Here is a 21,556-nt window from a genome sequence, read left to right on the forward strand (position 1 = left end):
AAGAAACCCGAACGCTTCAACGAGCCTGCCGGCGGGCTATGTAAGCGTGCAAATGGTCGTAAACTTTCTGGATCTCTCCGGTCTTTGGCAGGCAGGCGATAATCTTTTCCACGTAGCCGTTCCCGACAATCTCCGAGAGCGAGCAGGGGAAATTGATGTCATAGATCCAGGAGAGCATGAGCAGTTTGCGGTCGTTAAAATTTTTCATGTCATCGTAGTAGCAGAGTTGCCCTTGAAGCAGGTTGCGGACCAGGACCGGCGAATATCCCGGCGTAACGGGAAGGCCGGAAATCTGCTGTGTGTCTGGCCCATCGCCCTTCCGATCCAGGGAAGCGGTGAACATCTCCAGGATGTCCAGCTTATCCGCATCCCGGATCAGGCGGGCAAATAAAGAAAGGCGTCCCGGTAAATCCGGGGGCAGCGTGCACAGATTATGATACTCGATGGCCCTGGTAATCAGGTTCCTTTCTTCTTCTGTTAGGGCGACAAGCACCCCGGTCCGTTCCAGTTCGCGTATGCCCAGGAGCGCATGGTTTTCCGAACGCCGGTCGTTAAAAGTATGGTAGAGGGCAAACTGTTTGAAACGTCCGATATCGTGAAACAGGGCGATGGTTTCGGCCAGGTAAAGGTCTTCAGCCCCCAGGTTTAAAGAGCTTCCGATACGTAATATTTTCTCGCACACCCTTTTAGTGTGTTCCTCTTTAAGCTCGATTCCTGCTTGAACGTCGGGGTCATCGTGGTAAAAGTTCTTAACGTACTGGATAAACCAGTTCTTTAAAGCCTGAAGCTGCTCCGCTTGCAAAATCCCGTCCCCTTTCAAAAAAGCCAGTCATCTTTCCAGGTTCGTTTAGAAGATTATACATCAAGTATATAGTACCTTAACAGGAGGTACGTGAAAAGTGATGTGCCCCTCATGGGTATTTGCCGTGGAAAAACAAGGGTGTACCCGTGTATAACATACGGCCCGCAGTGGCCACGGGAGACGGCAATCCGCACGGAAGAACCGCTTGCAAAACCCCGCCATTGGTTGTAAAATATAAAAATGGAGACCCGGCATGCCGGAGCTCTGCCAGCTATCCCCCTCTTGAGTTTTTTGTGCGGCATGGATATAATAAATTATAAAAGAATAGCGTACCATCGGCAGTAGGCCAGGGCCAGATCGTGGAGAGATGGCTGAGTGGTTGAAGGCGCTCGCCTGGAGAGCGAGTAGACGGGTACAAAGCCTGTCTCGTGGGTTCGAATCCCACTCTCTCCGCCAGTAAAAAGTTTTTGGCCGCAGGTTTGGCATGGCCTGCCTACGGCCGGTGGAAGCATTGGCCGTGCTAGACGGGGAGGTAGCGGTGCCCTGTACCCGCAAACCGCTGTAGCGGGGTCGAATTCCTGTCCGCGGGTGTGGCTTGTGGGGTCCGGCTCCTGTAAGGGGTGACGACGGTCGGGTCTTGCGCGACGGAGACTTCTGAACCGTGTCAGGTCCTGGCGGAAGCAGCACTAAGGAAGCACCTCCGGGTGCCGCAAGGGCGCCTGACCCGAGCTACCTGCAGGGGTAACGCCCGGAAGTCACCATTCAACGACAGGTGCACGGCCAATAAGATTTCACGAACTGCGTAAAAGCAGTTCTTTATTTTTTTCTATAAAGAGGAAACTATTAAATGGCGGCGAATTTGTTGTAAGGCTGATATGCTGAGCGTGAGCAACAGTTACTGGAGTGAATTACTATGGCTTACCAGGCCCTGTACCGCAAGTGGCGCCCCCGGCGTTTTCAAGAAATTGTCGGACAGGAACACGTTACCCTTACGTTGCAGAATGCCCTGCTGGCCGGGAGAATTGCCCATGCCTACCTTTTTTGCGGACCCCGGGGTACGGGCAAAACAACTACGGCCAAGGTCCTGGCCAAGGCATTAAATTGTCTTGCCCGCCAGGGGGCTGAGCCCTGCAATGAATGTGCCGTGTGCCGGGAGATTAACGCGGGTACGTCCATGGACGTGGTGGAAATAGATGCCGCCTCCCACCGGGGCATTGACGAGATCCGGGAACTGCGGGAAAAAGTGAGGTTTTCACCGGCGCTGGCCGGCTACCGGGTTTATATTATCGACGAAGTGCATATGCTGACCAGTGAGGCTTTTAATGCCCTGCTGAAAACTTTAGAGGAACCGCCCGCCCATGTGGTTTTTGTTCTGGCCACTACCGAGCCTCATAAAGTCCCCCTGACCATCCTGTCCCGGTGCCAGCGTTTTGATTTTCATCCCATTGGCCTTGCGGATATGCTGGCCCGTTTGCGGGAGGTGGCCGCCGGAGCAGGTTTTCAAGTGGAAGAGGAGGCTTTATATCTGATTGCCCGGGCCGCAGATGGTGGCCTGCGGGACGCCCTGGGCATCCTGGATCAGGCGGCGGCCTATGGCAACATGGTTGTTGCCGTAGACCATGTGCACCGGATTATGGGTACCGTCCGGGACGACCTGCTGGATGGGGCAGCCCGGGACCTGGCTGCCGGCCGGGCGGACCGCTTGCTGCACCTGGTTGCTACCCTGGTAAATGAAGGAAAAGACCTGCGCCTTTTTGTCCAGGGGTTGACGGCCTACTTGCGCAACCTCATGCTGATCCTGGTTTCACCCCACGAAGAGCTAGCCATGGTCCCCGGAGAGAGGGAACGTTTGCTGGAACGGGCCGGTGAGTTCACCCGGGAGCAGTTGCTGCACATTTTACATGTGCTGACCCGGGTGGAACAGGATATGAAATGGGCCAGCCAGCCCCGCGTTTTGCTGGAGGTGGCCCTGGTGGAAGCTACCCGTCCCGAAAGCGGTGGTTCCCTGGCCGCCCTTGCCCGGCGGGTGGAACAACTGGAGCTGCGCCTGGAGCAGTTGATGGACGGCCGCGTGAATGGTTCCGTTGGGGAAAAAGATGTTGTCGAAAAAGATATCCAACCTCCGGAGGAAAGACGAAAGGCCGGCAACACGGGTGATGCAAGCACAGAACGGCCCCGGGCAGGTAAAAACACCGCTGCGGGAGGGCGGGGGAAAAAACGAACCGCCACAAAAGAAGTTCAGCCGAATAATCCCGTAAAGGCTCCCCCCGGAAACGGGGAAGTTTGTGCCAACGGCAACGTCACGCTGGACAAAGTCAGGCAGCGCTGGCCACAGGTACTGGACCTGGTTAGAAGCAAAAACCTGCCGGTATACAATTATCTTGTCCATAGCTGGCCCGAGCAGGTTGGGGAAGGGGTGTTAACCATAGCCTTCGGCCCCGATGACATGTTCAAGGAGTTGCTGGACACGGCAGCAAACCGCCGGGTGCTGGAAGAAGCGCTGGCCGTTTTATTCCCGGGAACCTGGCGGGTAAGCATAGTGCACGGGAACGCTCCCCCGGAAGAAAGGAAGCCGGACGAGCCGAATGAGCACCTTGACGCCGCAACGGCCATTCAACTCTTTGGGGGAGAGGAGATAGAAGAAAAAAATTAATCAAGAGGAGAGATCAATCATGATGGGCAATATGAACAAAATGCTGAAGCAGGTCCAGAAAATGCAGGCGGAAATGATGCGCCTGCAGGAGGAACTGGGCAACCGGACGGTGGAAGCCACCGCCGGGGGAGGAGCCGTAAAGGCAGTGGTGAACGGGAAGCAGGAGCTGGTGGCCCTGGAAATCAAGCCCGAAGCGGTGGACCCGGAGGACGTGGAAATGCTGGCGGATCTGATCCTTACGGCTGTGAACAGCGCCCTCAATCAATCCCGGGAAATGGTGACCAGGGAAATGGGCAAGCTGACCGGTGGACTGAACCTGCCCGGCCTTTTTTAGATAAGGGGGTAAGAACCGGTGAGGTATCTCTCCGGCCCGGCGAACCGCCTGATTGAGGAGCTGTCCAAGCTGCCCGGTATCGGTCCCAAAACGGCCCAGCGCCTGGCCTTTTACCTTTTGAACGCACCGCCGGAAGTAGCCCACAACCTGGCCCGGGCCCTGGTTTTCGCCCGCGATAACGTCCGCTATTGTTCCGTTTGCGCCAACCTCACCGACCGGGAGGTCTGCCAGATTTGCTCCGACCCGGAGCGGGATCCCACCCTTGTCTGCGTTGTCCAGGAACCGCGGGACGTGGTAGCCATGGAAAAAACCCGGGGCTACCGGGGGCTCTATCACGTCCTGCAGGGGGCCATCTCCCCCCTGGCCGGGGTGGGCCCCGACGACCTGACCATCAAGCAGCTTCTGGCCAGATTGGGTGAGGGAAAGATAAAAGAAGTAATTCTGGCCACCAATCCTGACGTTGAAGGCGATGCCACCGCCCTTTACCTGGCCCAGCTAATCAAACCTCTGGGTTTGAAGGTTACCCGCATCGCTCACGGTTTGCCCGTGGGCGCCCACCTGGAGTATGCCGATGAGATGACCCTGGCCAGGGCCCTGGAAGGCCGCCGGGAATTAACATAATAAGTTGGCATATTTTCCCTTCCCACTCCATATACATGCCGTGGGACAAGATTGCCGGGAAAAGGGGTGGGGCTGATGGAGTTAAAACTGATTTTGTTAATAGCCCTCGGTCTTTTGGGGTTATTTCTCATGGGCGGTGTCTTGTTCAAGGTTTTTAAATTTGGCTTACGGTTGATCCTGCAACTTTTTATGGGGGGAGTATTATTACTTTTTTTCAATATTTTCCTCGGACAGTTGGGATTAAGGATTGCTATCAACCCGGTTACTCTCCTCACCGCCGGATTGCTTCAGGTACCCGGGGTGATACTCTTAGTCCTGTTGCACTACTTTTTTGTTTAGAGAAGAGCCAATTTTTCAATTTTTGGCTTGTGTTGACGTGGAGTCCTTTTTACAATATACTAAATACGGATTGTCGGGATAAAGATAAATAAATAAAATAAATAAAAAATTAGGGACAGTAGCCCCAACTGTCCCGGTTTTCGTTCTTATGTTGTTATAATCTTTTTAGAAAATAAATGTAGGGATTTTAAATTTTTTATCTTTCGCGTCATCCTGGCGGAGGTGAAGATGTATTTCCGGCCGGATAGTGGAAGCCTATATTGGAGAGTATGCCAGCGGCAAAAGCGAAGTGGCGGTCAACCGGGCTATTTTTCTGGCCTCCAGTGGCCGGCAGGTAAACCTGGTTGATCTGGACATCGTGGAACCGTGCTATACCCTGCGTCCGATAAAGAAAAAAATGATAGCCATGGGAATAAATGTGGTAGCCTGGGAAACCAGGGAGATGATGGGTTTGGGGGAAACGGGGAGCATCCTTCACCCCGCCAACCGCTGGGCCTTAAGGCTTCCCGGGGACGTAATCCTGGATATCGGCTACGGTGTGGAAGGAGCCAAAACCTTAAACCTGGTGGAGGGCGCGGCCACCGATCCTGATTTAAAGATTTTCGCAGTGGTAAACGTAGGCCGGCCCATGACCGGTACCGTGGAAGAAATTGTGGAGTATGTCCGGTTCCTTGGGAGGGTGGATGGCCTGATTAACAACAGCCACCTGGGGGACGAAACCACCGTGGAATTTGTCCAGGAAGGGGCAAGGATTGTGGACAGGGCCGCCCGGCGACTGGGCATTCCCGTGGTGGCCACTACCGCCCTGGAGGAACTGGCCCGGGTCATCGGCGCCCATGATGCGGCAGGCCACCCGGTATGGCCCATCAAGCGTTACATGCCCCAGACCCTGTGGTAAGTGGAAAACCGTTTTTGCGGTTATCTCTTAGGGATAAGATTTCAGGAGGTGTGCGTTTTTATGCCAGACAAACCAATTGAGGGTGAAAAGCGGGTTTTTATGACCGGTAATGAGGTGGTTGCCTGGGCCGCGCTGGTGTCCGGCGCCGACATCATGTACGGCTACCCCATTACCCCTCAGAATGAAATCATGCACTACTGGACCCGCCTGGCACCCAAATACGGCCGTGAGTTCCTCCAAACGGAGGACGAGCTTTCCGCCGGTTTTACCACCATCGGCGGCGTGCTGGCCGGACGCAAAGCCTTCACTGCCACGGCAGGACCGGGCAATACCCTGATGCAGGAACCCATGTCCATGGCCGAAGCCATGCGCCTGCCCACTGTGGTGGTAATCCAGCAGCGGGGCGGCCCCTCTACGGCAACCGTGATTTACTCCCAGCAGGAAGTGACCATGACCACCCTGGGCGGCAACGGCGAGGGTCTGCGAATTGTCTACTCCACCGCCACTCACCAGGAGCTTTTTGATTATACCATCAAGGCCTTCAATACGGCCTGGAAATATCGTTTCCCCACCTTTATCCTGGGCGATGGCTACCAGGCGAAAATGAGGGAATCTTTGACCATCTACGATCCCGCCAGCCGGGGCATTGAGCTGGTAGAAGCCGAACCCTTCTTTGGCAAGCCCGGCGTTCCCGGGGTGGACAGGCCGCCCACGCAACTGCGCAATACCTACAACGTAGAAGAGGAGCTCTACGAGGTACTGGAAGGATACTTCAAGGACTACGAAAAAATCGCCCCGGAAGTGGCCGAACACGAAGCTTTTGATGTGGAGGATGCCGACCTGGTGGTGGTATCCCACGGGGTGGTATCCCGGGCATGTAAGGCGGCCGTAAAGGAACTGCGGCAGGAGGGTATCAAGGTCGGTTACTTCCGTCCCATCACCCTGCGTCCCCTGCCTGTAGACGCCATCCGGGAAACGGCCAACAAGGCCAGACAATTTCTGGTGGTGGAATCAGCCAACGGGCAGTTGGCCAGGCTTTTAAAGGAAGCGGCCTTCGGATGCCCGGTGGAAATGCTGTCCCTTTTCAAGCCCGGGGTGGGCATCACTGCCGAAGATGTGGTCAGCCGCGTGAAAGAGATCGCCGGTTAATGGCGAAACAAGGAAAGGAGGCCATTTTTGATGTCTGTGCAACCTGCCATGCCCAAGAGCTGGCGTGTAGATACCAAGCCACACAAGTTTTGTCCCGGTTGCGGCCATGGCCTGGTGCTGAAGGCGCTGGGGCAGGCCATTGACGAACTGGGGATCCAGGACCGGGCCGTTTTTGGCTGTGATATTGGCTGTTCCCTGCTTGCCTGGGACTTTTTCAATGTGGATACCATTCAAACCCACCACGGCCGCACCACGCCCGTGATCACGGGTTTAAAGCGGGCCAATCCCAATCTCATCGGCATTGCCTACATGGGTGACGGCGGCGGCTATGCCATTGGCTCGCAGCACCTGGTAAATGCCGCCTCAAGAAATGAAAAGATCACCGTGATCCTGGTGAACAATACCCAGTACGGCATGACCGGTGGCCAGATGGCGCCCACCACCCTGCCCGGCCAGAAGACCGAAACCACACCCTACGGCCGGGATCCGGAAAAAACCGGTTATCCCACCCAGGGTCCGGAAATGGTGGCCGCCATTACCCGGGAGGGGGCCTATGTGGCCCGGGGCACCGTGGCCAATCTGCGGCAGTTAAAGAATTACCTGAAAAAGGCCCTGGAAAACCAGATGGCCGGCAATGGTTTTTCCTTTGTGGAGGTCCTCTCCACCTGCCCGACAAACTGGCGGACCAACGCCGAGGAGACCTGGAAGATGGTGGAACAGGAACTGCCCAAGTACTTCAAGGTGGGCGAAATTAAAGTGCCCGGTCAGAAGGAGGGCGAGGCAAATGGCTAAGGCGGTGAAGATCCTTCTGGCCGGGGAAGGTGGTCAGGGGGTCCAATCGGTAGCGGAGATCATTGCCGAGGCGGCCAACGAGGAAGGCCGCGAGGCCCTGTACATCCCCAACTTCGGCGTGGAACAGCGCGGCGGCGTTTCCATTGCCTATTTGCAAATCGGGGATGAACCCATCGGCGCACCCAAGTTCCAGATCGGGGACATCGTCATTGCTTTGAGCGACCGGGCGGTGCACCGGACCCGGCAGTATGTGGGCCCCCAAACCCTGTTTGTTTACGACTCCAGCATTGAAGGTATCGAGGACGCCCTGCCCACCCAGGCGAAAAAGATTTTACCCATCCCGGCCATAGAAGTTTCCAAAAAGGAACTGCATCCCCGGGTGTTCAACATTGTCATCATGGGTGCGGTAATTAAGGCCACCGGGGTAATTTCCGTAGAAGAGGCGAAAAAGGCCATTGAGAAAAAACTTGGCTACAAGTTTGAAAAGAACCCCAGGCTGCGGGAACTGAATTTCCGTGCCCTGGAGCGGGGCATGGAGCTTGTGGCTCAAGTTATCTAAGGGGGGTAAGTAATGACACAGTCCTTTAAGGCCCGGACCATAGAAACCAAAAAAAGCTTCTGGACCATCTTCCCCGGCCTGTGCAAAGGCTGTGGGTTGTGCATGCAAAAGTGCCCCAAGAAGTGCCTCTCCTGGTCTGATGTGCTGGGGGTTTACGGTACTCCTTCGGTGGAACCCAACGATGAGTGCATCGCCTGCGGCATCTGCCAGATGGTTTGCCCTGACTGTGCCATCAATGTTAGCAAGAAAAAAGAGGAAAAGAAAGCCGGTTAATAGTCAAGGGCCCTTTCCCGATGGGGAAAGGGCCTTTATCTTAACAGCCCGCCGTGTGGCGGAGCCGGTTCAAAAAGGTTTTTGGACACCAGGGGCATGTTAATAAATGCAGTTGCTATACACTATGAAGGGATGCAGGCAATGGTTCAGTGAACTTTGATGCGGCGCTGTCAGGAGCTTGCTCCAGTGCTTCGCGCAAGAAGCGCGCCGCATCCTTGCCATAGCGGTTTTACTGAATATTTACCCGGGCCAGGCGCAGGCGCCGGTGGGCCATTTCGATATCGCCCCGGATCCTGTTCAGGGTGGCGGGGTCGATACCGGTACTGGCGGCAATTTCCATGTCCGAAAGGCCCTTTTTCCAGGCCCGGATTAGCCGGGAAACATTGGTTTTATACTTGCGGGAAAGGCTTTTTTCGTCAATTTTGTCACCTCTCATCCGTTGCCTCTCCTTTCTCTTTGTCTTTAAACTTATTTTGACCGCCGCCTTGACCGGATATAAGATTAAAGTAATGGCAATGCTTTATGACGAAGGGCACTCATGTTAAAATAAAGCTGTTAAACCAAAATTTTGACCTGGTATTAGGTGAAAACAGTTGATGAATCAGCAGGAAGCGCCCCTGTTGGCCGCACTCTATGCCCATTGTGCCCGGGATTACGCCCACCTGCACGTGCCCGCACACCGCCAGGGAGAAGCCATTTTTCCCGAATGGCAGGGGGGTAAAGAAATCCTGCAACTGGATCTTACCGAGTTGCCCGGTTTGGATGACCTGCACCGCCCCGAAGGGGTGATCGCCCGGGCCCAGGCCCTGGCGGCAGAGCTTTTTGGTGCCGGGAAAACCTTTTTTCTGGTTAACGGGAGCACGGTGGGTATAACGGCCCTGTTCCTGGCCCTGTGCCGCCCGGGGGAGGAAATCTTGCTTCCCCGTAACGCCCACCGGGCCGTGCTGGGGGGGTTGGTTTTTTCCGGGGCAAAGCCCGTTTTCCTTGAACCTGTGGTTATTGAGGAGTTTGGTATTGCTGCCGGCTTAACTCCCCAGGTAGTTGCCGGGGCCCTGGAAAAGCACCCGCTGGCGAAAGGGCTTCTGGTGATCCATCCCACCTATTATGGAGTTACGGGCGATCTGCCGCAGCTGGTGGGGCTGGTCCACGGGTTGGACAAGCCCGTGGTGGCCGATGAGGCCCACGGCGTGCATTTCCCTTTTCATGAGGGTTTTCCGCCGCCGGCATTACAGTGCGGCGTGGACGCTGCGGTACAGAGCATGCACAAGATGGGAGGTTCCCTCACCCAATCCTCGTTACTGCATCTTAGAGGAAACCGGGTGGATGTCCAGAAAACGGCCCGCGCATTGAGCCTTTTGCAGAGCAGCAGTCCTTCTTATCTTTTGCTGGCCTCCCTGGACGGTGCCCGCAGGCAGCTGGCCACAAAGGGCAGGGAAATGCTGGAGCGGGCGGTGGACCTGGCCCGGGAGGTGAGGCAGGCTCTTTCCCGTTTGCCCGGCATTACCCTGCTGGGGGAAGAACACCTGGGCCGGCCGGGAGCACATGGCCTGGATCCCACCCGGCTGGTGATTTCCCTGCGTTGCGTGGGATTGACTGGATACCAGGCGGCCCGGATCCTGGCCCGGGATTACCGGGTGCAGGTAGAAATGGCCGATTATTATAACCTGGTCATGGTCATTGGCATCGGTACCACCCGCCGGGATTGCGAGCTCCTCATCCGCGGTCTGCAGGAAGTGATTCGCCGGGTGGGAGGAGGACAATCTCTCGTGACCTGCCCCGAACAGCCGCCGCTTCCGGTGGGGCGCCTTACGCCCCGCCAGGCCTGGCTGGCTCCCAGCCGCCCCCTGCCTCTGGAGGAATGCGCCGGCCATATCTGTGCCGAATGGGTGAACGTTTCCCCGCCGGGCATTCCCCTGCTCTATCCCGGGGAGGAGATTGGCCCGGAGATGGTCGAGTACCTGCAATGGGTCAGGAACCTGTCACTTTCCGTGCAGGGTCCTGAAGATCCCGGGCTGGCGAGCCTGCGGGTGGTGGTCCGGTGAAAGGTTTTTTCGTAGTTTTTGAAGGTATTGACGGGGCCGGGAAAACTACCCAGGCCCGGCTTTTGGCGACGGCCCTGGTCCGGCGGGGGCTTCCGGTGGTGCTCACCAGGGAACCCGGGGGGACCCCGGTGGGGGAAAAGATTCGCAGCCTTTTACTCGATCCGGTACTGGCCGGTTTAAACCCCCTGGCCGAGGCCCTTCTTTACGCCGGCGCCCGGGCCGAGCTGGTGGCCAGCACCATCCGCCCCGCCCTGGCCGGCGGCCGGGTGGTGATCAGCGATCGCTTTGTGGATTCCAGCCTGGCCTATCAGGGCTACGGGCGTTGCCTCGACCTGAAGGAATTGGAACAGCTTAACGACCTGGCCACGGGAAGGCTTGTACCCGACTTGACGGTGTTGCTGGACATGCCGGCCGCCGAAGCTCTGGCCCGGCTGACCGGCAGGGCGGACCGCATCGAGCAGGAAAGGTTGGATTTTTTTGACCGGGTGCGCCGGGGATACCGCCAGCTTGTAAAAAGGGCGCCCCAGCGTTACCTGGTACTGGACGGACGCCTGGACTGCCGGGAGCTCCACCGGCAGATTTTAAAGGCCGTGGAGGAGAGGTTATAGGTGAAGCTGGCGAACATTATTGGCCATGGGGAAATCGTCCGCGCCCTGTGCCGGGCCGTGGAACAAAACAGGGTCAGCCATGCCTATTTATTTGCCGGGCCGGACGGCGTGGGCAAGACCACCACGGCCCTGGCCTTTGGGGCCGCCCTGCTGTGCCGGCAGCCCGAATCTGGGGATGCCTGCGGTCAATGCCGGGATTGCCGGCAGGCAGCCGGACAAAACCATCCCGACCTGCACCGGATTGCTCCCGAAGGGGCCTCAATCAAGATCGGGCAGGTGCGGGAGATGTTGCGCCGGATTACCCTCTCTCCCTATCAGGGGCAGCGGCAAATTTTTCTCGTGGAACAGGCGGACCTGATGACCCACGAGGCGGCCAACTGCCTTTTAAAGACCCTGGAAGAACCACCGGCCGGTACGGTTCTTATTTTAATTTCGGATCGTCCCCAGGCTTTGCTGCCTACAATTCTTTCCCGCTGCCAGATCTTTACCTTTCACCCGCTGCCCCCGGAACAGGTGGCCGGTATCCTGGAAAGGGAAACGGCTGCTTCACGGGACGAACTGGAGCTGCTGGCCCGGCTTACCGGGGGGTGCCCCGGGCGGGCCGTGCGGCTGGCCGGTATGAATGGCGGTTATTTTGCCGTCCGGCAAAGGATGGTGGATCTGGCCTCCGGGTTGGGTCGCGCTTCCGTTACGGAAGCCTGCAGGCAGGCAGCTCTTTTGGCTGAAGATAAAGAGCTGGCCCTGGTTTACCTGGAGCTGTTCCTGCTGTGGTTCCGGGATTTGCTGGTATGGAAAGAAACTGGGGCTCCCGGGTTGCTTTTCAACCAGGATTATCTTTCCCTGGTGGACCGGGAAGCTCGTTTTTACAGCCGCACCCGGCTGCTTGCCATCATTAAGGAAATTGAAGGAACCAGAGATTCCCTTTTGGCAAACGTTAATACCAGACTGGCACTGGAAATGCTTTTTATGCGCCTTGCCGGCGCCGCCTGATTGAACGGCGGCGCTAAGACCAGGGAGGCTGAATGGAGGGAAAGACATGCCCTACCGGGTTGTAGGGGTCAGGTTCAGGCGGGCGGGTAAAATATATTACTTTGACCCGGGGGAATACCGGCTCAGTCCCGGCGATCTGGTCATTGTAGAAACGGCCCGCGGTATAGAAAACGGGCAGGTGGTGATTGGGCCCACCGAAGTACCGGACGAAGAGGTGGTGGCGCCTTTAAAAAAGGTTATCCGCCCGGTAACCGGGGAAGACCTGGAAAAAATTGCCGCCAACAAGAAAAAGGAAAAAAGGGCTTTTCAGATCTGCCTGGAGAAAATTGCCGCCCACGGTTTGCCCATGAAGCTGGTTGACGTGGAACAGACCTTTGACGGTAATAAGATCATCTTTTACTTTACCGCCGAGGGGCGGGTTGATTTCCGGGAACTGGTCAGGGACCTGGCTGCGGTTTTCCGCACCCGCATAGAGCTGCGTCAAATTGGCGTGCGGGATGAAGCCAAGATGATGGGCGGCCTGGGTTGCTGCGGGCGGGAATTGTGCTGCAGCACCTGGTTGTGCGACTTTGCCTCCGTTTCCATCCGCATGGCCAAGGACCAGAATCTTTCCCTGAATCCCACCAAGATTTCCGGTATTTGCGGACGCTTGATGTGTTGCTTGAAGTATGAGAATGAAATTTACGAACAGGCCAAGGAGGAACATCCCGAAATTGGCGCCCGGGTGCTGACACCCCATGGAGAGGGCAGGGTTACGGCCGTAAATATTTTTCGTAAAACCGTGACGGTGGAATTAAAGGAAACCAGGCTCAACAAGGAGTATTCTTTTAGCGAGGTAATCACCAGGACGAGAGGTGACCAGTGTGCAAACTCTGACCGCAATGATCAAGGAAATGGAAGCCAGGATCCAGGCACTCGGAAGCGACATGCAGAAAATCAAAAAGCAGATCCGCCTTTTAATGGAGGAGAATGACAAGTTGCGGGAGGAGTTAGCCAGGGCCTACGGGCAGGCCGGCGATAGCACCCCGGCCAGGGGAGGGCTGAAAAACCTGTGGGATCTTTACCAGCAGGGTTTTCATATTTGCAACGTACATTTTGGCCGCATCCGGACGACGGAATGCCTGTTTTGTGAAGCATTTTGGGACAGGGAGCGGGAGGGTGGAAGGTGAGTCAACAGGGAATCCTCTTTCTCTGTGCCACTCCCATTGGCAACCTGGAGGATATTACTCTGCGGGTCCTGCGGATATTGCGGGAAGTGGACCTGATTGCGGCCGAAGATACCCGGCACACCAGAAAGCTCCTGGCCCATTACGATATTCACACACCGATGGTCAGCTACCGCGAACACAACCGCCGGCAAATGGGCCGGCATCTTTTAAACCTGCTTGCAGCCGGCCTGAAAGTAGCCCTGGTTTCCGATGCCGGCATGCCGGGTATATCCGACCCCGGGGAGGAACTGGTTTCCCTGGCCATAGGCCGGGGTATTCCGGTGGTGCCCCTGCCCGGGCCCAACGCCGCCCTGGCAGCCCTGGTGGCCTCTGGTCTGCCCACCTCTTCTTTTTGTTTTGAGGGTTTCCTTCCGGCGGCGGCCGGCGCCCGGCGCCGCAAGCTCCAGGAATTAAAAGGAGAGAGGCGGACCATTATTTTTTACGAAGCACCCCACCGTCTTTTGGAATGCCTTTCCGATATGGCGGATATTTTCGGAGAGCGGCAGGTTGCCGTGGCCCGGGAGCTGACCAAAAAGTATGAAGAAATCTGGCGGGGTACGTTACCCCGGGCGGTGGAACATTTCCGCCTCCAATCTCCCCGGGGTGAGTTTACCCTGGTGGTGGCCGGCGCCCGGGAAGGGGAGGTGGCGGATACACGGGATGAATCCTGGTTGGGGCTTTCACTGCAGGAGCACGTTGCCCTGCTCCAGGCCCGGGGCATGGGTAAAAAGGAAGCCATCCGGGAGGTGGCCCGGCAGCGGGGAATGCCCCGGCGGGACGTTTACAACCAGGTGGTCCGGGACAGTGGTGCAAATTCATAAGGGCCGGTTGGTAATCAGAACTCTTCCCACCCGGCCCTTCACCATAATCATCAAGGTTATGTATGATTCCTCTACATGGCCTTGGCGTTTTCAAACATTTCTACGGCACAGTTCCGGCACACCAGCTTGCCGCGGTAAAGCTGTACTTCTGCCGCGTTGCCGCAGAAGACGCAGCCGGGCTCGTATTTCTTGAGGATGATCTTTTCGTTGTCTACGTAGATCTCCAGGGCGTCCTTCTCGTCAATCCCCAGAGTTCGCCGTAGCTCGATTGGAATAACCACCCTGCCCAGCTCGTCCACCTTTCTCACAACACCTGTCGATTTCAAAGTCTTTCCCTCCTCTTTAATTTTACATAGTTCGACAAGAAACTAGTTTATCATACAAGTAAATGGTACCAAGTGACCCAGTAAAAGTCAATAGGTTTTTGGATTTTTTTGTATAAAATTCTCGCGACAAGGGAAAACTTGACAAGTCAAGGCTCTTTTCAATACAATCTAGGTGTTGGGAACAGGTGATGAAGGGGAAGAGTAGAGCTGCCAGTACCCGTACAGAGAGCGGGGGTCAGGTGAAAGCCCGCCGGGGAAGACAGTTTGAACATGGCCCCGGAGCTGCCCGCTGAACGCCCTCAAGGCCCAAAGGGGCACACTTTTCAGTGAAGGGTTTTAAGAGCGTGATTTAGCTCGAAAGCGAGCGACTTGAGCCAAGCGGCAGACCAAACTTAGCGAAATTGAGGACGGAGGCGGGGCCGAGGCCCTGGATGGCCGAGGCCGGCTCCTGAGGCATGGAAGCCGAATGAGCCGGGAACCCCGCCGGAGTCCGAAAATTGAGCGCTAGTTTGGTCCGCGAGGCTCATGGAGCGAGCGAGAGCTAAATCACGCTTGTCGAATAACTCAGTGAAGGGTCAGTAGGTGGGGCCGGGTTGAGCACCCGTTATCCATGCTTGCAGTATCGCCGCAAAGGTTTTGCCCTTGTGGCCGTACTGGCCGAGGCCCCGGACCGTGAGGCCGGGGTGAATCTGGGTGGTACCACGGAAAGATCTCCGTCCCGGTAAACTGGGCGGAGTTTTTTTATGGCAGCAAAGGAGGGATCTGTTTTTGCGCAAAACGTTTTATATCACCACACCCATTTACTACCCCAGCGACAACCTGCATATCGGCCATGCCTACACCACCGTGGCCGCCGATGCCATGGCCCGGTTCAAACGCCTCACCGGCTACGACGTCTGGTTTTTAACCGGCTCCGACGAGCACGGCCAGAAAATTGAGCGCACCGCCCGGGCAAAAGGTATGACTCCCCGGGAATATGTGGACAGGATTGTGGCCGGGTTCAAACACCTGTGGAAAAAACTGGACATCAGCTATGACGACTTCATCCGCACCACCGAGGAAAGGCACAAGCGGGTGGTCCAGGCTATTTTCCAGAAGCTTTATGACCAGGGGGACATTTACAAGGCCAGCTACGAGGGCTGGTACTGCACTCCCTGCGAAACCTTCTGGACGGAAAGCCGGCTGGATGAGGGCAACTGCCCGGACTGCGGCCGGCCGGTGGAACTGGTGCAGGAGGAGAGTTACTTCTTCCGCCTGTCCAGGTATGCCGACCGGCTGCTGCAGTACATCGAGGAAAATCCCCATTTCATCCAGCCCGTCTCCCGGCGCAACGAAATGATCAGCTTTATCAAAAGCGGTCTGGAGGATTTGTGCGTTTCCCGCACCACCTTCGACTGGGGCATCCCGGTGCCCTTCGACCCCAGGCACGTGATCTACGTCTGGGTGGACGCCCTGACCAATTACATCTCGGCCCTGGGCTACGGCAGCGAGGACGACAGCCTTTTCCGCAAGTTCTGGCCGGCCGACGTCCACCTGGTGGGAAAGGACATCGTACGCTTCCACAGCATCATCTGGCCCATTATCCTTATGGCCGCCGGCATTGAGCTGCCCCGGCAGGTGGTGGGACACGGGTGGCTCCTGCTGGAGAGCGGGAAGATGAGCAAATCCAGGGGCAACGTGGTGGATCCCCTGGTCCTGATTGACAGGTACGGGGTGGATGCCATCCGCTACTACCTGCTCCGGGAGATGCCTTTTGGGGCCGATGCTTATTACTCCGAGGAATCCCTGGTGCACCGCATTAACATCGACCTGGCTAATGACCTGGGGAACCTGGTCAGCCGGACCCTGGGTATGATTGAAAAGTATTCCGGCGGCGTGCTGCCACAGCCCGGGCCGGCGGAAAGCGCGGACCGGGAACTAATTGAACTGGCCGAACAAACCCCTGCGGCGGTGGAGGAGCTGATAGACCGCCGGGAGCTGTCCAGCGCCCTGGGCGCCATCTGGAAACTGGTCAACCGGGCCAATAAGTACGTCGACGAAACGGAGCCCTGGGTTTTGAACCGGGATCCCGCCCGCCGGGAGCGCCTTAATACCGTGCTCTACAACCTGGCGGAAAGCGTACGCTTTATCGGCGTGTTGATCACCGCCTTTATGCCCAATACTCCCGGCCGGATCTGGTCCCAGTTGGGTATTGCCGGCCAACCCGGGCTCCATACCTGGGAGTCCTTGAGCTGGGGGCGCCTGCCGGCGGGAATAAAGGTGCGGCGGGGCGAAGCCCTCTTCCCGCGCATTGATCTGAAGACCCTGGAAAAGGATAAGTAGGGGGTTAGCATGATTCACTTGATTGACAGCCACGCCCACCTGGACGACCGCAAATTTGAGACCGACCGGGAAGAAATGCTGGACCGGGCCCAAAAGGCCGGCGTGGTACAGATAATCAATGCCGGTTACGATCTGCCTTCCTCCGCCCGGTCCATACGTCTAGCTGCAAAATATCCCTTTATATTTGCCGCCGTGGGCATCCATCCCCACGATGCCGGGGTGGTCCCGGAGGATTACCTGGCCCGGTTGCGGGAAATGTGCCGCCAGCGGGGTGTGGTGGCCATCGGGGAAATCGGCCTGGACTATTACCGGGACTTGAGCCCGCGGGACGTCCAGCAAAGGGTTTTCCGGGAGCAGTTGGCCCTGGCCCGGGAACTGGGCCTGCCGGTGATCATCCACGACCGGGACGCCCACGGGGACATTTTAAACATCCTGCGCAGGGACGGTGTTGGGCCGGCCGGGGGAGTAATGCACTGTTTTGCGGGTAGCTGGGAAATGGCCAGGGAATGTATGGCCATGGGCCTTTACATCTCCTTTGCCGGGCCGGTGACCTATCCCAATGCCCGCCGGCCCAGGGAGGTGGCCGCCCGGGTGGATCTTTCGCGCCTGCTGGTGGAAACAGATGCCCCCTACCTTACCCCCCAGGCCCGGCGGGGAAATCGCAACGAGCCGGCCTATGTACGCTATGTGGCGGAAGAAATAGCCGCCTTAAAGGGCGTGCCCCTGGAGGAGCTGGCCCGGGCGACCACGGCGAATGCCCGGCGCCTGTTCGGACTGCCCGGAGCCGGCGCTTAAGTCGATGGCCCCTGAAAACCACCGGCCCGTGACATTCCGCCTTTGCAGCTCCGGGAAGCTCCGGTCCGATGGGGTGACAGGTGAATATCTCTTTAGCGGGTCCCGTGGAAGTATGAAAATAACGCCGTTGATTAAATCAAACGTAAAGAGGAGATACGTTGCGGTTGCGGACTTTACCTGAGGGGAGAGGGGAAAAATGAATGAAACAAAGGGGCTGGTCCTGGTTTTCACCGGCAACGGCAAGGGCAAAACCACCGCCGCCCTGGGTATGGGCCTGCGGGCCTGGGGCCAGGGGATGAAAGTGCTGGTGCTGCAGTTTATTAAGGGTGGGTGGAAATACGGTGAATTGAATGCTCCCGCCCGGCTGGGACCCGGCTTTGAAATCCGCCAGCTGGGGGAAGGATTTACCCGGGTGGGCAACAGTAAAGGCCTGGAGGAACACCGGGCGGCAGCCCGGGCTGCCCTTAATGAGGCAGAAAAGGAAGTAGCGGCGGGGAACTTCGACCTGATTATCCTGGATGAAATCCTGTACGCCCTGAAGTTCGGGCTCATTAGCCTCGATGAAATACTCGCCCTGCTGGACAAAAAGCCACCCCGGCTGCACATAGTGCTTACCGGCCGGGACGCTCCCCCGGAAATTATTGACCGGGCGGACCTGGTCACGGAAATGAAAGAAATCAAGCATCATTATCAAAAGGGGATTAAAGCCCAGCGGGGGATCGAGTTTTAGTTTTTAAATTAAGCAACGCCTTTGGTCCTGCCACACTTGACAGCAAGGCTTTCTTAAGTTAGATGTAAAGTAGGAATGCCACAACCAGGACGGCGTGAGTGCCTCATACTGCCGGGGCTTTTTTGTAAAACCCTTGGAACCGCCGCATCGGTTTCCAAGGGTTTTCAACTACTTGCGCCGACCCCCCTTCGGAGAAAAACTCCCCCGGCAGGTGAGGCCCGTCCGGTTATGGCATTCCTTGTCTTATTTTAGCAAGAGCTGCATATTCAGGACAAGCTTTTAATCATTGGTGAAAATATAACGGTTTGCGGAAAATTGCTTTACAGGTAGGAAGATTTTAAAGTAAAATAAAAAGCAAACTTTTTTGTTACCGTAGAAACAAGGTGTGTTGACCATGATCGTGAATATTGTAACAGGCTACCTTGGCAGTGGGAAAACCACTCTCATCCAGTATCTGGTAAGGAAACTGGCCCCCGGTGAACGGGTGGCTGTTTTAGTAGGAGAGTTTGGAGAGATAGGTATTGACGGTGCCCTTTTGGCCCAGGATGCACCTGATGTGCTGGAATTGGGCTGTGAATGCATTTACTGCACCTTAAGCGCCGACCTGGCCAGGCAGATTCCACATGTGGCAGGTTCCCTCTCGCCGGACAGGTTGATCATAGAATACCCCGGTGTGGCGGCCGTTCAGGGGTTGCTGGCGGCGGCAAAGGTAATGGGCCTGCATTTAATGGACCACCGCTTCAGCATCATTCACGTTATTGACGCCTGTTCCTTTGACGAACTCTACACCCGGTCCCCGCTTTTTGCCGAATCCCAAATTTGCCGGGCCAATGTGCTGGTGCTGAACAAGTGTGACCTGGTCCCGGAGAAAAAGGTGCAATCGTTGACGAAAAAAATCAAGGAGCTTAATCCCCGGGCACGCTTTGTTTCTACGCACCATGGGCAGGTAAGCCCGGCGGATTTGCAAGTGACTTCTCAAACCGGGTTTTCCTCTCCCAGGGAGAGAAAGGTTTGCCGGAGGCCCCAGAGTGCCGTGGATATTCCCAGTTATTACAGCTTTTCACGCAAGTTTCAGGGCACCTTTTCCAGAGCACAGCTCGCCAGGTTGTTTGAAAACCTGTCCGGGTCAAGTATTGGCGAGGTGGTACGGGCCAAGGGCATCTTTTGCTGCGAAGAAGGGTGGGTACGCCTGGATTTTCTCCCTTCCGGCGTTTCCCTTGAGCCTGTAACGGGCCGCTTTCACGAGAGCAAGGTGCTGGTTATTGGTTCTACCCTGGCCGCCGGTAAGCTTACCGCCTCCCTTTTGGATTGTCTTCACAAAAAGCCGCAAGGTTTCTATGAAGATTGTGGTGACCGGCGGCGCAGGGTTTCCCGTCCGGCCGGCTTAAACCGGCAGCGTTCCCCGGCTTACACTGCACCGGGTGATTATGCGGGCTCCCCCTTCCGGTCGGGCCATGACAAAAAGGAATTGAGCTCGTAAAGAATCCCCCGCGGGGGGTTTTATTTCTCCAGTTATGAAAGCCTGCTTGAATCTCCAGGCAGCCTGTGCTATGATTTCGATCAAAGTCACCGGTGTGAAGCCATGGATTTTAACGGGATGAAAGGGTGGACGGTATGAGTTTGGGGCAAAAAATCAGGGACTTTCGCAAGGAAAGGGGCATTACGCTGACCGAACTGGCCAACCAGCTAAAAATATCACCTTCTTACCTCAGCGCGGTGGAAAGGGATATTCGCAAGCCGTCCATCCCCATGTTAAAGAGGATCAGCGAAGCTCTCAATGTTTCAGTGAGTTACCTGGTAGGTGATACCGACGATACGGTCACCGGGGAAAAACTGCGCTTTATGCGGGAAAGCCGCGGCCTTTCCATCCAGGACCTGGCCGAAATCAGCGAACTGCCCGCGTCCATGCTGGAAAAGTTTGAAAACGGGCAGGCTACCCCGGATTTAGAGGATTTAAAGAAACTTTCCGAAGCCCTGAATGTAACCCTTCGCTATTTTCTTGATCAGACGGATCGTCCCGATAGCCTGGGCTACCGCTTGCGCAAGTTGCGGCAAAAGCAGGGATTGACAGTGGCCGCCCTGGCCGAGAAAGCGGGAGTTTCCCCGGGTTTGTTAAGCCAGATTGAAAACGGGCAAACCACCCCCTTGCTGGATACCCTTGAAAAGATTGCCAGGGTACTCAATACCTCAGTCAGTTACTTTCTGATGAAACAGGAGGACGTGGAGGACCTCCTGGCCACATTGAATTCCGATATTTTAGAAACCCTGGGAGATCCTAACGTTCAGGCAGTTTTGCGGGCAGTGCGGGATTTTGACGCCAGTGAAATAAAATATATTCTTAATTTCATCCAGTTTTTTAAACAAAACCGTCACCTGCTCTGATGTTGCTTGTCGGGAACCTTTCAAGGGCAAAATAGGACAGTTCATGGATTAGCTGTTGTCAGTTCCAGGTTTCTCCTTATAGGATAAGAATTAAAAGGTTCGGAGGTGGGGGTGGGTGCTGGAGCCGGAACGGGAATGGCAAGAACTGCAACTGCATTTATTGACCAGGCTGAAAAAAGCGGTTGTGGAACATAACGAAGAAGAACTGCTTACCGCTATTGAAGATGCCTTTCGTGAAGGTCTGGATGCCCGCAAGGCCATCTTCGAAGGACTGGTTCCCGGCATGGAGGAGGTCAGCCGGCTCTACGAGGAAGGGGTTTACTATATTCCCGAGTTGCTCCTCTGTGCCGAGGTATTATACCGGGGGCTGGCTGTTTTCAAAGAACATGTCGAGAAAAAAGATTTGGGCATTAAAGGTACGGTAATTATCGGGGTGGTGGAAGGAGATATCCATGACATTGGCAAAAATCTGGTAAAAATGATGCTGGAGGGGGCCGGTTTTGAGGTAATTGATCTGGGGCGGGACGTGCCCCTGCACAGGTTCCTGTCCGAACACCGTAAAGTGCGCCCCGACATTGTTTGTCTTTCCACCATGATGACCACCACCCTGGCCGAAATGAAAAAGGTGATCAAGGAACTGCGGGAACGCAACCCCCGGGTAAAAATTATGGTCGGGGGTGCCCCCTTGAGCGAGTGCATGGCCAAACGCTGGGGGGCCAGCGGCTATGCCCCCGACGCCCACCAGGCTTTAAAAAAGGCAGTGGAAATTATGCTTTCGGTGAAGAAAAGCTGTCATGAATCATAGTGACGCCGGAGAATTAGCCTTATGGATCACCAATGATTTCGAAATATTCTGGTTACGCCTGTTCCTTATAGCTCTGGTATTGAAAATATTGAGTAGGGGGGTAGATG

25 protein-coding genes, 1 tRNA gene and 1 other RNA gene are annotated in these 21,556 nt (G+C 56.1%); 24 read left to right on the plus strand and 3 right to left on the minus strand.

The features are described 5' to 3' along the window. Positions 1–16: 16 nt before the first annotated feature. Entirely contained in the window at positions 17–802 is a 786-nt protein-coding gene (locus tag J2Z49_RS01505; protein ID WP_307399217.1) for an HD domain-containing protein, read from the minus strand. A 361-nt stretch (positions 803–1,163) separates the two neighbouring features. On the opposite strand from J2Z49_RS01505, the gene J2Z49_RS01510 reads away from it, so the two are divergent. From J2Z49_RS01510 to J2Z49_RS01560, 11 genes are all read left to right on the plus strand, one after another. After that, positions 1,164–1,258, plus strand: a tRNA-Ser gene (locus J2Z49_RS01510). Positions 1,259–1,317: 59 nt separating this feature from the next. Next, an RNA gene (gene ffs / locus J2Z49_RS01515) (signal recognition particle sRNA large type) lies at positions 1,318–1,582 on the plus strand. 133 nt (positions 1,583–1,715) lie between these two features. After that, positions 1,716–3,455 carry a DNA polymerase III subunit gamma/tau gene (gene dnaX, locus J2Z49_RS01520; protein WP_307399219.1) on the plus strand — a complete coding sequence of 580 codons (1,740 nt, stop codon included), beginning with the start codon at positions 1,716–1,718 and terminating at the stop codon, positions 3,453–3,455. A 19-nt stretch (positions 3,456–3,474) separates the two neighbouring features. Then, a complete protein-coding gene (locus J2Z49_RS01525) occupies positions 3,475–3,789 on the plus strand; it encodes a YbaB/EbfC family nucleoid-associated protein (protein WP_307399220.1) in 315 nt (104 codons plus the stop codon). 18 nt (positions 3,790–3,807) lie between these two features. After that, positions 3,808–4,410, plus strand: coding sequence for a recombination mediator RecR (recR, locus tag J2Z49_RS01530; RefSeq protein ID WP_307399222.1), 603 nt, complete (start codon positions 3,808–3,810; stop codon positions 4,408–4,410). A gap of 75 nt (positions 4,411–4,485) precedes the next feature. Next, positions 4,486–4,749, plus strand: coding sequence for a pro-sigmaK processing inhibitor BofA family protein (locus tag J2Z49_RS01535; RefSeq protein ID WP_307399224.1), 264 nt, complete (start codon positions 4,486–4,488; stop codon positions 4,747–4,749). A 247-nt stretch (positions 4,750–4,996) separates the two neighbouring features. Next, entirely contained in the window at positions 4,997–5,647 is a 651-nt protein-coding gene (locus J2Z49_RS01540; RefSeq protein ID WP_307399226.1) for a hypothetical protein, read from the plus strand. A 60-nt stretch (positions 5,648–5,707) separates the two neighbouring features. Next, positions 5,708–6,796, plus strand: coding sequence for a transketolase C-terminal domain-containing protein (locus tag J2Z49_RS01545; RefSeq protein ID WP_307399228.1), 1,089 nt, complete (start codon positions 5,708–5,710; stop codon positions 6,794–6,796). A gap of 30 nt (positions 6,797–6,826) precedes the next feature. Then, positions 6,827–7,588 (plus strand): thiamine pyrophosphate-dependent enzyme, encoded by a 762-nt coding sequence (locus J2Z49_RS01550; RefSeq protein ID WP_307399230.1) that lies wholly within the window; start codon positions 6,827–6,829, stop codon positions 7,586–7,588. Then, positions 7,581–8,147 carry a 2-oxoacid:acceptor oxidoreductase family protein gene (locus J2Z49_RS01555; protein ID WP_307399232.1) on the plus strand — a complete coding sequence of 189 codons (567 nt, stop codon included), beginning with the start codon at positions 7,581–7,583 and terminating at the stop codon, positions 8,145–8,147. Before J2Z49_RS01550 ends, J2Z49_RS01555 begins: the two co-directional genes overlap by 8 nt. Before the next feature lie 12 nt (positions 8,148–8,159). Further along, positions 8,160–8,420, plus strand: coding sequence for a 4Fe-4S dicluster domain-containing protein (locus J2Z49_RS01560; RefSeq protein WP_307399233.1), 261 nt, complete (start codon positions 8,160–8,162; stop codon positions 8,418–8,420). Between the two features lie 229 nt (positions 8,421–8,649). Here J2Z49_RS01560 and J2Z49_RS01565 read toward each other — a convergent pair whose 3' ends face one another. Then, the gene (locus J2Z49_RS01565; RefSeq protein ID WP_307399235.1) at positions 8,650–8,856 is read right to left on the minus strand and encodes a hypothetical protein; all 207 of its coding nucleotides are present in this window, start codon (positions 8,854–8,856) and stop codon (positions 8,650–8,652) included. A gap of 160 nt (positions 8,857–9,016) precedes the next feature. Between J2Z49_RS01565 and J2Z49_RS01570 the strand changes: the two genes are divergently transcribed. From J2Z49_RS01570 to rsmI, 6 genes are read left to right on the plus strand one after another with little or no spacing between them, the layout of a single operon-like run. After that, positions 9,017–10,462, plus strand: coding sequence for an aminotransferase class I/II-fold pyridoxal phosphate-dependent enzyme (locus tag J2Z49_RS01570; protein WP_307399236.1), 1,446 nt, complete (start codon positions 9,017–9,019; stop codon positions 10,460–10,462). Further along, a complete protein-coding gene (gene tmk / locus J2Z49_RS01575) occupies positions 10,459–11,070 on the plus strand; it encodes a dTMP kinase (protein WP_307399237.1) in 612 nt (203 codons plus the stop codon). Before J2Z49_RS01570 ends, tmk begins: the two co-directional genes overlap by 4 nt. Next, the gene (holB, locus tag J2Z49_RS01580) at positions 11,071–12,060 is read left to right on the plus strand and encodes a DNA polymerase III subunit delta' (protein WP_307399239.1); all 990 of its coding nucleotides are present in this window, start codon (positions 11,071–11,073) and stop codon (positions 12,058–12,060) included. It begins immediately after the preceding gene. Positions 12,061–12,106: 46 nt separating this feature from the next. Then, positions 12,107–13,033 carry a PSP1 domain-containing protein gene (locus J2Z49_RS01585; RefSeq protein WP_307399241.1) on the plus strand — a complete coding sequence of 309 codons (927 nt, stop codon included), beginning with the start codon at positions 12,107–12,109 and terminating at the stop codon, positions 13,031–13,033. Next, positions 12,954–13,229, plus strand: a complete 276-nt coding sequence (locus J2Z49_RS01590) for an initiation control protein YabA (RefSeq protein WP_166344454.1) — start codon at positions 12,954–12,956, stop codon at positions 13,227–13,229. The genes J2Z49_RS01585 and J2Z49_RS01590 overlap by 80 nt, the downstream gene beginning before the upstream one ends. Further along, positions 13,226–14,089 carry a 16S rRNA (cytidine(1402)-2'-O)-methyltransferase gene (gene rsmI, locus J2Z49_RS01595; RefSeq protein WP_307399245.1) on the plus strand — a complete coding sequence of 288 codons (864 nt, stop codon included), beginning with the start codon at positions 13,226–13,228 and terminating at the stop codon, positions 14,087–14,089. Before J2Z49_RS01590 ends, rsmI begins: the two co-directional genes overlap by 4 nt. Before the next feature lie 71 nt (positions 14,090–14,160). Here rsmI and J2Z49_RS01600 read toward each other — a convergent pair whose 3' ends face one another. Continuing rightward, positions 14,161–14,415 (minus strand): AbrB/MazE/SpoVT family DNA-binding domain-containing protein, encoded by a 255-nt coding sequence (locus J2Z49_RS01600; protein WP_013821206.1) that lies wholly within the window; start codon positions 14,413–14,415, stop codon positions 14,161–14,163. A gap of 593 nt (positions 14,416–15,008) precedes the next feature. Here J2Z49_RS01600 and J2Z49_RS01605 point away from each other — a divergent pair. The 7 genes from J2Z49_RS01605 (at position 15,009) to J2Z49_RS01635 (ending at position 21,449) form a co-directional block, all read left to right on the plus strand. After that, positions 15,009–15,140, plus strand: coding sequence for a hypothetical protein (locus J2Z49_RS01605; RefSeq protein ID WP_307399247.1), 132 nt, complete (start codon positions 15,009–15,011; stop codon positions 15,138–15,140). Positions 15,141–15,183: 43 nt separating this feature from the next. After that, positions 15,184–16,737 (plus strand): methionine--tRNA ligase, encoded by a 1,554-nt coding sequence (gene metG, locus J2Z49_RS01610; RefSeq protein ID WP_307399248.1) that lies wholly within the window; start codon positions 15,184–15,186, stop codon positions 16,735–16,737. A gap of 9 nt (positions 16,738–16,746) precedes the next feature. Next, on the plus strand, positions 16,747–17,532 hold the full coding sequence (locus J2Z49_RS01615; RefSeq protein WP_307399249.1) for a TatD family hydrolase: 786 nt from the start codon (positions 16,747–16,749) through the stop codon (positions 17,530–17,532). Positions 17,533–17,728: 196 nt separating this feature from the next. Next, complete coding sequence (cobO, locus tag J2Z49_RS01620) at positions 17,729–18,262, plus strand: cob(I)yrinic acid a,c-diamide adenosyltransferase (protein WP_307399250.1); 534 nt, start codon at positions 17,729–17,731, stop codon at positions 18,260–18,262. Positions 18,263–18,656: 394 nt separating this feature from the next. Continuing rightward, complete coding sequence (locus J2Z49_RS01625) at positions 18,657–19,742, plus strand: CobW family GTP-binding protein (RefSeq protein WP_307399252.1); 1,086 nt, start codon at positions 18,657–18,659, stop codon at positions 19,740–19,742. 134 nt (positions 19,743–19,876) lie between these two features. Beyond that, positions 19,877–20,644, plus strand: coding sequence for a helix-turn-helix domain-containing protein (locus J2Z49_RS01630; RefSeq protein ID WP_307399253.1), 768 nt, complete (start codon positions 19,877–19,879; stop codon positions 20,642–20,644). Between the two features lie 115 nt (positions 20,645–20,759). Continuing rightward, on the plus strand, positions 20,760–21,449 hold the full coding sequence (locus J2Z49_RS01635; RefSeq protein WP_307399255.1) for a cobalamin B12-binding domain-containing protein: 690 nt from the start codon (positions 20,760–20,762) through the stop codon (positions 21,447–21,449). The last annotated feature ends 107 nt before the right edge of the window (positions 21,450–21,556 follow it).

It is taken from the genome of Desulfofundulus luciae, from assembly GCF_030813795.1.
GTDB lineage: Bacteria > Bacillota > Desulfotomaculia > Desulfotomaculales > Desulfovirgulaceae > Desulfofundulus > Desulfofundulus luciae.